The organism is Aureimonas jatrophae (assembly GCF_900104035.1).
Taxonomy (GTDB): domain Bacteria; phylum Pseudomonadota; class Alphaproteobacteria; order Rhizobiales; family Rhizobiaceae; genus Aureimonas; species Aureimonas jatrophae.
The window spans coordinates 121,432-134,259 of sequence record NZ_FNIT01000001.1 but is presented as its reverse complement, the minus strand read 5'-3'; the positions used below and the strand labels follow the sequence as shown (position 1 = coordinate 134,259).

Below are 12,828 nucleotides of genomic sequence, written 5' to 3'. Positions count from 1 at the left end.
CCCCGGCGGCCTCAGGCCGCCGGCAGCAGGAGACGCATGACGAGGCCGGGATGACCGTCGTCGACCACGACGCGGGCCTCGTGCAGCTCGGCGATCGAGGACACGAGCGCCAGGCCCAGCCCGTGGCCGGGGGTCGTGCGGCTTCGGTCGAGGCGATACAGCCGGCGAAAGATCTTGTCGCGCTCCTCAGCGGGAACCCCCGGTCCGTTGTCCGCCACCTCGATCACGGGGCCCTGCGCGCCGCGACGCGCGGCGAGCGCGATGCGCCCGGGCGCGGGAACGTGCGTGATCGCGTTTTCGACGAGGTTGACCAGCGCCTGCGTCAGGAGATCGGCATCGCCGACCGCCGTCAGGCCCGGCTCGATCCGGGCCGTCAGCTGGTGCCCGGCATCCACGGCCACCTCGCCGTAGGCGTCGGCGACCCGTTCGGTCAGCTCCGTGAGATCGACGGTCTGGAACCGCGCCTTGCGCGCCCCGGCATCGATCTGCGCGATGCGCAGAAGAGCGTTGAAGGTCTCGATGATGGCATCCGACTCCGCCACCGCCCCGGCGACGGCGCGTTCCAGATCGGTCCTGTCGGTCGAGCGGCCGATACCCTCCAGCCCCTGCCGCAGCCGCGCCAGCGGCGTGCGCAGGTCATGCGCGATATCGGCCGAAACCTGACGTAGGCTTTCCACCAGCGTCTCGATGCGAGCGAGCATGACGTTGATGTCGGTGGCCAGGCGATCGAGTTCGTCGCCTCGCCCCGAGACCGGCAGACGAAGGTCGAGCCGGCCCTCCACGATCGATCGGGTGGTCGCCGCGATCGCATCGACGCGCCGGCTCGGTCCGAGCCCCACCACGATGCCGCCCACGAGCGCCAGCATCACCGTCATCACCCCGCCCGTCAGGATGGCCGACAGGAGGATCGCCCGGATCTCCTCGAGGATGTCCGATCGGCGCCCCGCCATGACGCGGTATGCGCCGAGTTCGACCCCGTCGGCATACAGCGTTTGCCCCGCCTCCTCCGCCGGCGGGTCGACCGGAGATCGCGCCATGGGCTCGGCGCTCGCGCCGGCTCTCCAGGCATGGACCGGCAGGTTGCCGCCCAGCCGCTCGCCATCCGGGCCCAGAAGCAGGAAGAAGCGGTCCGCCGCGGCGCTGTCGACGCGCTCCTCGACCTCCTCGCGCAGCGCCGGCACGCCGCCCTCCCGGAAGGCCTGGACGAAGAGTTCGAGATCCTCGGCGATCGAGGCGCGCACGATGCTCTGCATCTGCGTGCTCGCCGCGACATACGTGACGCCCATGATCAGGAGCGCCGACAGGCCGAACATCAGCCCGTAGCCCACCGACAGGCGAAACGAGATCGTTCGGAAGCGGTCAGGCAGCCGCATCGAGGAGATATCCCGAGCCGCGAACCGTGCGGATCATCTCGCGCCCGAACGGCCGGTCCACCTTGCCGCGCAGACGGCTGACATGGGTCTCGACGACGTTGGTCTTGGGGTCGAAGTGGAACTGCCAGACGCGCTCCAGGAGCATGGTCCGCGTGAGGACGCGTCCGCGGTTGCGCATCAGCACCTCCAGGAGCCGGAACTCCCTCGGCTGCAGGTCGATGGAGCGGCCGGCGCGCGACACGGTTCGGGCCACCAGGTTCATCTGCAGGTCGCCGACCGTCAGAACGACCTCCTCGCGCCGCTCCGGCACGGCACGCCGGGCCAGGGCATTCAGGCGGGCCATCAGTTCCGAGAAGGCGAAGGGCTTCAGGAGATAGTCGTCGCCGCCCGCTTCCAGCCCTTCGACCCGGTCGTCGACGCCGCCCAGCGCGGTGAGGAAGATCGCGGGCACCCTTTGGCCCGCCGCCCGCATGGCCTTGAGAAGCGACAGCCCGTCGAGATCCGGCAGCATGCGGTCGATCACCGCCGTATCGTAGGAGCGCGTCAGCGCCAGTTCCAAACCCAGAGCCCCGCTCGACACGTGGTCGACCTCGTGCCCTTCCTCGCGCAGTCCCGCGCAGACATAGGCCGCGCTCGATGCGTCATCCTCGATCAGCAGGACCTTCAAGCCTTTTCCTCCCGGCAACCGATGCATCCTTATGCGATCGCGCCAGCGCTCTCACGTCGCGGACGCCGATTATACGAAACCGTATAGGAACGGACAGCCGAACCCCGAGGTGCGACGGCTAAGGCGGTGCCGCGGGCCGGGCTTGTCCGGTCCCTCGGGATCCGAACCATGCGCCTTCCCAGACCGACCATCGGCAGCGTGCCCCTCGTGGCGCTTGTCTCGGCCTACCTGATCTTCGCGACCAACGGCACGTTCTGGCGCAAGGGCTTTGCCTACTTCGGCGATCACCCGCTGCATCTCGTGGGCCTCGGGATCGGGCTCTTTCTTCTCCTGTTCGCGATCCTGACGTCGGTCTCGGTGAAGTATCTCGTCAAGCCGGTGCTGATCGCGCTCATCCTCGTATCGGCGACCGCCTCGTACTTCGTGGACAGCTACGGCATCCTGATCGACCGCGACATGATCGCGAATGTCGTGCTCACCAATCCGGCCGAGGCGAACCATCTCCTGACGTCGAGCCTGGTGTTCCACCTCCTTCTGTTCGGGCTCTTTCCCGCTTTGCTGGTCGCCGTCGTGCGCGTCCGCCACCGCCGCTTCTGGCAGAAGGCGAAGTGGAACTCGGCGGTGATCGTCCCGAGCCTTGCGGTCACCGTCGCGATCGTGCTGGCGTTCTATCCCAGCTACGCCTCGACCTTCCGCATGCACCGAGACCTGATCGCAAGCCTCAATCCGGTGGCGCCGCTGATCGCGAGCTACAAATATGCCGACCAGGAGATCGGGACCGAGACCTACGTCGCGGCGCCGCTCGGCACGGACGCCGTTGCCGGACCGCGCCTCGCGTCCGCCACCAAGCCTGTGGTGACGATCCTCGTCGTCGGCGAAACCGCGCGCAGCCAGCAGTTCGCGCTCAACGGCTACGAGCGGGACACGACCCCCGAGCTCGCCCGGCGCGGCGTCGTGTCCTTCACGAACGTATCGAGCTGCGGCACCTCGACCGCCGTGTCGGTCCCCTGCATGTTCTCGAACCTGACGCGCAAACGCTACTCGAAGGCCGCCGCCCGCTCGTCCGAGAACGTGCTGGACGTCCTGGTGCGGGCCGGGTTCGACGTTCGCTGGATCGACAACGACAGCGGCGCCTACCACGTGGCGGACCGCATCCCCTACGCCTTCCTCCCGGAGAGCAACGATCCGCGCTTCTGCAGCGGCGGGGAATGCCACGACGGCATCCTCACCGATCGCCTGCGCCGCGAGTTGACCACGATCACGCGCAACACCGTCATCGTCCTCCACCAGATCGGCAGCCATGGTCCGACCTATTTCGAACGCTATCCCGACGGCTTCGAGGTCTTCGCGCCGGCCTGCCGCACCGCCGTGTTCGCCGACTGCCAACGCGACGAGATCGTCCGTGCGTACGACAACACGATCCGCTATACCGATCACGTCCTGGCCGAGACGATCGATCTCCTGGCTTCGCGGGACGATCTCGACACCACGCTGCTCTTCGTCTCCGACCACGGGGAGTCGCTGGGTGAGAACGGCATCTACCTGCACGCCATGCCCTACCTGCTCGCGCCCGTGACACAGACCACCGTTCCGATGATCGCCTGGTTCTCGCCCCGTTTCGCGCAGCGCATGGACCTCGATACCGCCTGCCTCGACGGTCGTCGCAACGAGCCCTTGTCGCACGACAACCTCTTCCACACGCTGATCGGGCTCAACGACGTGCGCACGGCGGTCTACGACGCTTCGCTCGATGCCTTCGCCCCATGCCGCGCGCCCCTGCCCGCCGCCGCGCGTCTGACCGCCCAGTCGGAGACCACCCCATGAGCATCGAAGCGCCTGCCGATCGCCGGGCGCATGCCAAGCTGCGCGGCATCGACCATCTCCTGGCCTCGGCGCGCTACTCCGCCGCCGGCCTCCTGCGCCTCCTCGGCGAGACGGCGTTCCGGCAGGAGATCATGCTGGGGGCCGCCCTTCTGGCGCTTCTGCTGATCGCGGGCGTATCGCCGGCCATGCTCCTGATTCAGGTCGTGCTTCTGTTGATCCTGGCGGCGGCCGAGGCGCTGAACACGGCGATCGAGCTGATCGTCGACCGCGTCTCGCCCGAGATCTCGACCTTCGCGAAGCAGGCCAAGGACCTCGGCTCGTTCGCGGTGTTCTGCCTTCTGGCGGGCAATCTCGGCTTTGCCGTCGCCGCCCTGCTCCTGCGCATCTGACCCGACGCCTGCGCGCCCATGACGGGCAAGCGATTTCCTCTTGTGTGCGGGATCGAACCTTTGTAGGACACGACCCGCGCCTTCCGGGCGCCAGACCACGCAACGGCGACCCGGTCGCCGACCTCGGACGGAGAGGTGGCAGAGTGGTTGAATGCACCGCACTCGAAATGCGGCATACGGGCAACCGTATCGGGGGTTCAAATCCCTCCCTCTCCGCCATTCCTATGAGTTCCAGCGCTATTAGAGCCGTGGTCCTGCGATCAGGGGCGCGGCGTTTCCCGCGGGCATAGGCGATGGTCGGACCGAGCGCTGGTCGCCCCCGATGGACTTCGTAAGGCTGGCTCGCGATCCGCGAACGCGCGATCGTGCAAGCTGTCCCCGCCGTCGATCTTCGAGACGGTCATCCGATCCCGGCAATCCGTCCGATAGCAACCCTGCGTTCCGACAGGGCGGCGACCGAAATGTGCTGCGTTCGGGGCGTCGCTGGCCGTTGAGTCCGAGCGATGTGATCGGTCGCCGCATCGCATCGATGGCATTTGGCGAGCGGTTTTCCCGGATGCGCGAGGCGGGCGTTGGCGGGTGTCGGGTTGATGGGCCGGCGCGCATGACACGGCGCGGTTCCGGCTTGGCCGGTGCCTGCGAGGGGTTACGCCAGCGTCCGTTCCATGCCGATCTCGCCTTCGCCCACCCGTATCGCTCGACATCGGCAGCCGCGTCCCCCATCACGGACCATCTCGGGAAACAGTGGTCTTGCGTCGATGCCGAATACGAACAGCCACTCGTCTCGCCGGCGTCTTGGACGCACGCCGATGCTTCGGCGCTCGCGCGCGGTCTGGCTGTCGAAGCGTCTCTGGCGTCCGCGCCTCGTGTTCTGGTCGGGTGCGCTCGCGGTCGGCCTTGTCAGCGTCGCCTTCGCCAAGCTGGCGGACGCCGCCCAGAGCGGCTTTGCCGTCCTGCGGGGCGTGTCCACGGCCGGTCCGCTTCTGGCCCTTCTCCTGCCACCCCTCGGCTTCGCCCTGTCGAGCTATCTGGCGCTTCATTATTTTCCGAACTCGGGCGGCAGCGGCATCCCCCAGGCCATCGCGGCCCGCCATTTCGAGCGCGACGAGGATCGGGGCGTTCTCCTGTCGCTGCGCATCGCGGTGGGCAAGATCCTTCTCACCCTTCTCGGTCTCCTGTCGGGCGCTTCGATCGGGCGCGAGGGGCCGACCGTTCAGGTCGGCGCGGCGATCATGCTGGCGGCCGGACGGATCGGCGGCATGGAGCGGGCTCGCGGGCTGATCCTGGCCGGGTCGGCGGCGGGTATCGCGGCGGCCTTCAACACCCCGCTCGCGGGCATCGTCTTCGCGATCGAGGAGATGGGCCGCGCCTACGAGGCGCGCACCAACGGTCTCGTCCTGTCGGCCGTGGTGCTGGCGGGCCTCGCCTCGCTCGCGCTGACCGGCAACTACACCTATTTCGGCGAAAGTCAGGCGAGCGTCGTCTCGCTCCGTGGCTGGGTGCTGGTGGTGCTGTGCGGTGCGATGGGCGGCGCCTTCGGCGCCCTGTTCAGCGCCGGAGCCCTCACTCTCATGCGCCGCGTGCGACGCTGGACCCGGGGAAGCCGCGGGCGGATCGTCCTGGTGGCCGCCGCCTGCGGTCTCGTGGTGGCGGTTGTCGGGCTCTTGTCGGGCGGAACCACCTACGGCACGGGCTACGAGGCGGCACGATCGGCAATCGAGGGCGAAACGCTGTCGCCTCTGTTCTTTGCGGAAAAGTTCGTCGCCGGACTGGCCTCCATGGTCTCGGGCATACCCGGCGGCATCTTCGCGCCCTCGCTGGCGGTGGGCGCAGGCCTGGGCTCGACGCTCGGGCTGGTTCTGGGCGCCGCGCCGGCGCTGGCCGCCACGCTGGGAATGGCGGGCTACTTCGCGGGCGTCGTCCAGGCGCCCATGACAGCCTTCGTGATCATCCTGGAGATGACCGGCAACTCGGCCAACGTCGTGCCGGTCATGCTGGCCTCGCTGATCGGCTTCGGCACGGCCCGGCTCGTGTCCGGCGCGCCGCTCTACCACAGCCTGTCGCGCAACTACGTGGCGGACGTCCTGCGCCATCGCCGAACCGCGGAGGCGAACAAGGACGGCTGATCCGACGAGACGCGCCGGTCAGGGCTTCCGCGTACCGCTCGCCCAGGGGGGGCTTCGCTTGTCCAGAAACGCGGCGATACCAACGCGCGCCTCCTCGCTGTCCCAGGCGTCAACCAGCGCCTCGACCGAACGGTCGATCGCCGCGTCGTCGACGGGCGAGCCGAGATCGAGGGCGAGCGCCTTGGCCCGCGCCACGGCGCCGGGCGCAGCCTGGAGATAGGGCGCGACCTCGCGTTCCACCGCGGCCTCCAGCGCCGCCCGCTCGACGCATCGCGCGACGAGCCCGAGCCGGACCGCCTCGTCGGCGTCGAAGACGCGCGACGACATGAACACCTGCCGCGCCCGCCCCTCGCCGAGCCGCGCTATGACATAGGGGCCGATCGTCGCAGGGATCAGGCCGAGCCGCGTTTCGGTGAAGCCGAAGCGCGTTCCGTCGACAGCCAGCGCGACGTCGCAGACGGCAGCGAGCCCCGCCCCGCCGCCAAGCGCCGCGCCGTGGATCGCCCCGATCAACGGTGCGCGCAACTCGTTCAGCGCCCGCAGCATGGCGGCGAGCCGTCGTGCCTCGCGCCGGCGCGTTTCGCGATCGGCCTCGACCTGAGACCGCATCCATTCGAGGTCCCCGCCGGCGCAGAAGACCTCCCCCTCGCCGCGCAGAACCATCGCGCGCAGCGAACCGTCGCGGTTCGCCTCGGCCGCGAAGCTGGTGAGATCGTCGATCATTGCGACCGAGAGCGCATTGCGCTTGGCGGGCCGGTTCAGGGCCACGGTGACCACGCCGCGCGCGTCACGCTCCACCCGCAAGGTCCGGTAGCTCATGCTCGGTTCCTCAAGCTTCGAGCGAAGGCCGCCGCCTCGGCCAGGCGCGCGATATCGACGCCGGTCTCGAGACCGAGTTCCGCAAGGCGCGCGGCGAGCGCCTCGCTCGCCACGTTGCCGCTCGCGCCGGGCGCGTAGGGGCAGCCGCCCAGACCGCCGACCGAGGCGTCGAAGGTCCGCAGCCCGGCGTCCAGCGCCACCTCGACGTTCCGTAACGCCCGGCCCGACGTGTCGTGGAAGTGCCCGGCGAGGCGCTCCGCCGGCAGGTCGTCGGCGAGGCTGCGCAGAAGACATGCGATCTCGCAGGGCGCGGCGCGACCCAGCGTGTCGCCAAGGCTGATCTCGTAGCAGCCGAGCCGCAGCAGCGCGTCGGCGACGCGGCGCACGGCGTCCGGCTCGACCGCGCCGTCGAACGGGCACTGCGTAATACAGGAAACATAGCCGCGCACGGCAAGGCCTGCCGCGCGCGCGGCATCCGCCACCTCGCGGTAGCGCGCGAGGCTGTCCGCGATCGTGCAGTTGATGTTGGCCCGGCTGAAGCCCTCCGAGGCCGAGGCGAAGACGGCGACCTCGTCGGCGCGCGAGGCGATCGCATCGTCCAACCCCCGCAGGTTGGGCGTGAGCGCCGTGTACAGGACCGAGGGCGCACGCCGGATGCCCGCCATGACGACGGCTGCGTCCGCCATCTGCGGCACCCAACGCGAACTGACGAAGCTTGCGGCCTCGATCTTGGGCAGGCCGGCGCCGGACAGGAGATCAATCAGCCGGATCTTGTCGGCGGCCGGAACGGGGCGCGCCTCGTTCTGCAGGCCATCGCGCGGGCCGACCTCGAACAGCGTAACGCGGTCACCCATCGGTTGCGGGCTCCAGAAGCGCCAGGACGTCGCCGTCGTCGACGCGCCTGCCCTCGCGCACCAGGATCTCGGCGAGCCGTCCGTCGCGCGGCGCCCGCAGCGTGTGCTCCATCTTCATGGCCTCGACCACCAGCACCGGGGTGCCGGCCGCGACCTCGTCCCCCACCGAAGCCAGGAGCCTCGTGACGACGCCCGGCATGGGCGAGCGGATGCCGTCGTCGCCCGACGCCGTGCCGCCATCCCGCTCCAGGGGGTCGACCAGGCGGAAGCTCGTTGACGTCTCCGCCCCGAAGAGCGTCACCCCGCCATGGGTCGCCTCGATCGTGAAGGTCTGCCGGTGGCCCTCGCGCTCCACCGCGATGCCGCGACCGTCGCGACGGATCGCGAGGCTGGTTCCGTCGGCGAAATGGACACCCCCTTCGGTCAGCTCGAGACGCAGGTCGATCTGCTCCGTGCCGGAGACGAGCTGCGCGTGGAGGTGCGCGCGGCCCCAGCTGCGAAAGGCGCGCAGGCGCGCCCATGGATCGTCCGTCGCGGGAGCCTCAAGGAGACCGGCGAGCGCCAGAGCCGCGACGACGGCGCTCTCCGGCGAGGGCCCGGGAACCTCGGTTAGCGCGTCGAGATGTCGGGCGATCAGACCGGTGTCGAGCCGCCCGGCGGCGAAGTCCGGTTGGCGGACCAGCCGTGCGAGAAACGCGGTGTTGGTGGTGGCCCCGACGACCCGCACGCCGTCCAGCGCGTTGCTCAGGGTCGCCAGCGCGGCGGCGCGGTCGGCCCCGTGGGCGATCACCTTGGCGATCATCGGGTCGTACCAGGGCGTGATCTCGTCGCCCTCCTCCACCCCGCTGTCGATGCGCAGGGCACCGGTCGTGAAGCGCGTGGCTTCCGGAAAGCGCAGGTGCTCCAGCCGCCCGGTCGCGGGCAGGAAGCCGCGCGCCGCATCCTCGGCATACAGTCGCGCTTCCACCGCATGGCCGCCGATGCGCAGCTCTTCCTGCCGTAGCGGCAGCGGCTCGCCGCGCGCGACCCGCAGCTGCCATTCCACGAGATCGAGACCGGTGATCGCCTCGGTCACGGGATGCTCGACCTGCAACCGCGTGTTCATCTCCATGAACCAGAACCCGTCGGGCCGCAGGCCATGCGTCCCATCGGCGATGAACTCCACCGTGCCCGCCCCGCGATAGCCGACCGCGCGCGCCGCCTCGACCGCCGCATGGCCCATCGCCTCGCGCACCTCCGGCGTCATCCCGGGAGCCGGCGCCTCCTCGATCACCTTCTGGTGGCGCCGCTGGAGCGAGCAGTCGCGCTCGAAGAGATGGACGACGTTGCCATGCGCATCGGCGAAGACCTGCATCTCGACATGGCGCGGCGCGGACACGAAGCGCTCGACCAGCACCGCCGGGTCGCCGAAGCTCGCCTCGGCCTCGCGCCGGGCGCCGTCCAGCGCGGCGCGAAAATCTTCCGGCCGCTCCACGAGGCGCATGCCCTTGCCGCCGCCTCCGGCCCGTGCCTTGACGAGAACCGGGAAGCCGATGCGCTCGGCCTCCCGGGCCAGCCGCTCCGGGTCCTGATCGGCACCGTGGTAGCCCGGCACGACCGGAACGCCGCTGGCCTCCATCAGGCGCTTGGCCGCATCCTTCAGGCCCATGGCGCGGATCGCCGAAGCGGGCGGGCCGACGAAGACGAGGCCGGCGGCCTCGGCGGCCTTTACGAAGTCGGGATTCTCCGACAGGAAACCGTAGCCCGGATGCAGGGCATCGGCTCCGGTACGCCGGGCCGCGTCGAGGATCGCATCGGCGCTCAGGTAGCTTTCCGAGGCCGGGGCCGGACCGATCAGGACGGCCTCGTCGGCGATGCGAACGTGCAGGGCGTTGCGGTCGGCCTCGGAATACACGGCGACCGTGCGAAGGCCGAGCCGGCGAGCGGTGGTGGTCACGCGGACGGCGATCTCGCCGCGATTGGCGATCAGGAGCTTGCGGAACACGGCGGCCTCACATGCGAAAGACGCCGAAGCGCGTCGGCTCGATCGGGGCGTTCAGCGCCGCCGACAGCGAGAGGGCGAGAACCTCCCGGCTGCGGCGCGGGTCGACGATGCCGTCGTCCCACAGTCGGGCGGAGGCGTAGAGCGGATGCGACTGCGTCTCGAACATCTCCACCGTCGGGCGCCGGAACGCCGCCTCCTCGTCGTCGGACCAGGTCCGCCCCGCCTTCTCCAGCGCCGCGCGGCGCACGGTGGCGAGAACGCCGGCCGCCTGTTCGCCGCCCATCACCGAGATGCGGCTGTTCGGCCAGGTCCACAGGAAGCGCGGCCCGTAGGCGCGGCCGCACATGCCGTAGTTGCCCGCCCCGAACGAGCCGCCGACGATCATCGTGACCTTGGGCACGGCGCTGGTCGCGACCGCGGTCACGAGCTTGGCGCCGTCCTTGGCGATGCCGCCGGCCTCGTAGCGGCGCCCGACCATGAAGCCGGTGATGTTCTGGAGAAACACGAGCGGGATGCCGCGCTGCGAGCAGAGCTCGACGAAGTGCGCGCCCTTCAGCGCGCTCTCGGAAAACAGGACGCCATTGTTCGCGAGGATCCCCACGGGGATGCCGATGACGTGTGCGAAACCGCAGACCAGCGTCTCGCCGTAGCGGGCCTTGAACTCGTCGAAGCGCGAGCCGTCCACGAGGCGCGCGATCACCTCGCGGATGTCGTAGGGCGTGCGCAGGTCGGCGGGCACGACGCCGAGGATCTCGTCGGGATCGTAGAGCGGATCTTCCGGCGACGTCAGGGCGAGCGTGGGATGCTTCCGCCGGTTGAGCCCGGCCACGGCGCGGCGCGCGAGCGCCAGCGCATGGGCATCGTCCTCGGCGAGATAATCGGCGACGCCCGACAGGCGGGTGTGCACGTCGCCGCCCCCGAGTTCCTCGGCCGACACCACCTCGCCCGTCGCCGCCTTTACCAGAGGCGGGCCGGCCAGGAAGATCGTCCCCTGGTCGCGCACGATGATGGTGACGTCCGACATGGCCGGCACATAGGCGCCGCCCGCCGTGCAGGAGCCCATCACGACCGCGATCTGCGCGACGCCGTCGGCCGACAGCCGCGCCTGGTTGAAGAAAATCCGCCCGAAGTGGTCGCGATCGGGGAAGACCTCGTCCTGGTTCGGTAGGTTCGCGCCGCCGGAGTCCACGAGGTAGAGGCAGGGCAGCCGGTTCTCGGCCGCGATCTCCTGCGCGCGCAGGTGCTTCTTGACCGTGAGCGGGAAGTAGGTGCCGCCCTTCACGGTCGCGTCGTTGGCCAGGACCATGACCTCCTGCCCCTCGACGCGGCCGATGCCGGCGACGACCCCGGCCGCCGGCACGTCGCCGTCGTAGAGCCCGTGCGCGGCGAAGGCGCCAATCTCGAGGAAGGGCGAGCCGGGATCGAGCAGCCGCTCCACCCGGTCGCGGGCGAGGAGCTTTCCGCGCGCCTCGTGGCGCGCACGCGCCGCCGCGCCGCCGCCGGCCCGTGCGGCCTCGAAGGCGCGCTCCACCTCGGCGATCGCCTGCAGGTGCGCGGCCCGGTTGGCGGCGAATGCGGCCGAGCCCGCGACGGCGTCGGATCGAAGCGCGGCCATCAGCGCTGCGCCTCCACCAGCTCGCGCCCAATCAGCATGCGGCGGATCTCGCTCGTGCCCGCGCCGATCTCCATCAGCTTGGCGTCGCGGAACAGGCGCGACACCGGCGTCTCGTTCATGAAGCCCGCCCCGCCCATCGCCTGCACGGCCTGATGGGCGACCGTCATCGCCTCCTCCGAGGCATAGAGCACGCAGGCCGCCGCGTCCTGGCGCGTCACGCGTCCCCGATCGCACGCGCGCGCCACCTCGTAGACATAGGCCCGGGCGGAGTTCAGCTTGGTGTAGATGTCGGCGATCTTGGCCTGCATCATCTGGAACGAGCCGATCGGCTGCCCGAACTGCCGGCGCTCCGCCATGTAGGGCATGATCTCGTCGAGGCAGGCCGCCATGATGCCGAGCCCGATGCCGGACAGGACGACGCGCTCGTAGTCGAGGCCCGACATCAGGACGCGCACGCCGCGGCCCACCTCCCCCAGGACATTCTCGTCCGGCACCTCGACGTCCCGGAAGACGAGCTCCGCCGTGTTGGACCCGCGCATGCCGAGCTTGTCGAAATGGGCCGAGGCGGAAAAGCCCGGCATGTCCCGCTCGACCAGGAAGGCGGTGATTCCGCGCGACCCGGCATCCGGGTCGGTCTTGGCGTAGACCACGAGCGTCGCGGCGTCCGGCCCGTTGGTGATCCAGTACTTGGTGCCGTTCAGGACGAAGCGGTCGCCCCGGCGCTCGGCCCGCAGCGCCATCGAGACGACGTCCGATCCCGCGCCCGCCTCCGACATGGCCAGCGCACCGACGGCGTCGCCCGCCACGAGCCCTGGCAGATACCGCCTCTTCTGCGCCTCGGTGCCGTTCAGCCGGATCTGGTTGACGCACAGGTTGGAGTGGGCGCCGTAGGAGAGCGAGACCGAGGCGCTGGCGCGCGCCACCTCCTCGACCGCCACGACATGGGCGAGATAGCCGAGCCCGACGCCGCCGTAGGCTTCCTCGACCGTGATGCCGTGAAGGCCGAGATCGCCCATCTCGCGCCAGAGCTCGGCGGGAAAGCGGTTGGCGCGGTCGATCCCGGCCGCCATCGGCTTCAGACGCTCCTGCGCCCAGCCGTGCACCATCTCGCGCAGCGCGTTCACCTCCTCGCCGAGGTCGAACACCATGGAATTGCGGAACATGCCTCTTGCCCCTC

10 protein-coding genes and 1 tRNA gene are annotated in these 12,828 nt (G+C 70.0%); 4 read left to right on the top strand and 7 right to left on the bottom strand.

The features are described from left to right. Nucleotides 1-11: 11 nt before the first annotated feature. The gene (locus tag BLQ76_RS00660; RefSeq protein ID WP_090667419.1) at nt 12-1,373 is read right to left on the bottom strand and encodes a sensor histidine kinase; all 1,362 of its coding nucleotides are present in this window, start codon (nt 1,371-1,373) and stop codon (nt 12-14) included. Then, nucleotides 1,360-2,040, bottom strand: coding sequence for a response regulator transcription factor (locus BLQ76_RS00655; protein WP_090667416.1), 681 nt, complete (start codon nt 2,038-2,040; stop codon nt 1,360-1,362). The genes BLQ76_RS00660 and BLQ76_RS00655 overlap by 14 nt, the downstream gene beginning before the upstream one ends. Nucleotides 2,041-2,208: 168 nt before the next feature. On the opposite strand from BLQ76_RS00655, the gene BLQ76_RS00650 reads away from it, so the two are divergent. The 4 genes from BLQ76_RS00650 (at nt 2,209) to BLQ76_RS00635 (ending at nt 6,379) form a co-directional block, all read left to right on the top strand. Then, entirely contained in the window at nt 2,209-3,864 is a 1,656-nt protein-coding gene (locus BLQ76_RS00650; RefSeq protein WP_170842412.1) for a phosphoethanolamine transferase, read from the top strand. After that, complete coding sequence (locus BLQ76_RS00645; RefSeq protein ID WP_090667413.1) at nt 3,861-4,253, top strand: diacylglycerol kinase; 393 nt, start codon at nt 3,861-3,863, stop codon at nt 4,251-4,253. The genes BLQ76_RS00650 and BLQ76_RS00645 overlap by 4 nt, the downstream gene beginning before the upstream one ends. 129 nt (nt 4,254-4,382) lie before the next feature. Then, a tRNA-Ser gene (locus BLQ76_RS00640) sits at nt 4,383-4,472 on the top strand. 539 nt (nt 4,473-5,011) lie between these two features. After that, nucleotides 5,012-6,379 (top strand): chloride channel protein, encoded by a 1,368-nt coding sequence (locus BLQ76_RS00635; RefSeq protein WP_090667410.1) that lies wholly within the window; start codon nt 5,012-5,014, stop codon nt 6,377-6,379. Between the two features lie 18 nt (nt 6,380-6,397). On the opposite strand, the gene BLQ76_RS00630 is transcribed toward BLQ76_RS00635, so the two are convergent. The 5 genes from BLQ76_RS00630 to BLQ76_RS00610 are packed head-to-tail and all read right to left on the bottom strand — an operon-like array spanning nt 6,398 to nt 12,814. Beyond that, nucleotides 6,398-7,198 (bottom strand): crotonase/enoyl-CoA hydratase family protein, encoded by an 801-nt coding sequence (locus BLQ76_RS00630; RefSeq protein ID WP_090667407.1) that lies wholly within the window; start codon nt 7,196-7,198, stop codon nt 6,398-6,400. Then, nucleotides 7,195-8,052 carry a hydroxymethylglutaryl-CoA lyase gene (locus BLQ76_RS00625; RefSeq protein WP_090667404.1) on the bottom strand — a complete coding sequence of 286 codons (858 nt, stop codon included), beginning with the start codon at nt 8,050-8,052 and terminating at the stop codon, nt 7,195-7,197. The genes BLQ76_RS00630 and BLQ76_RS00625 overlap by 4 nt, the downstream gene beginning before the upstream one ends. Beyond that, nucleotides 8,045-10,036, bottom strand: coding sequence for an acetyl/propionyl/methylcrotonyl-CoA carboxylase subunit alpha (locus tag BLQ76_RS00620; RefSeq protein ID WP_090667401.1), 1,992 nt, complete (start codon nt 10,034-10,036; stop codon nt 8,045-8,047). The genes BLQ76_RS00625 and BLQ76_RS00620 overlap by 8 nt, the downstream gene beginning before the upstream one ends. Before the next feature lie 7 nt (nt 10,037-10,043). Beyond that, nucleotides 10,044-11,651: a carboxyl transferase domain-containing protein gene (locus tag BLQ76_RS00615; protein ID WP_090667399.1), complete on the bottom strand. Its 1,608-nt coding sequence runs from the start codon at nt 11,649-11,651 to the stop codon at nt 10,044-10,046. Then, nucleotides 11,651-12,814, bottom strand: a complete 1,164-nt coding sequence (locus BLQ76_RS00610) for an acyl-CoA dehydrogenase family protein (RefSeq protein ID WP_090667396.1) — start codon at nt 12,812-12,814, stop codon at nt 11,651-11,653. Before BLQ76_RS00610 ends, BLQ76_RS00615 begins: the two co-directional genes overlap by 1 nt. Nucleotides 12,815-12,828 lie beyond the last annotated feature (14 nt).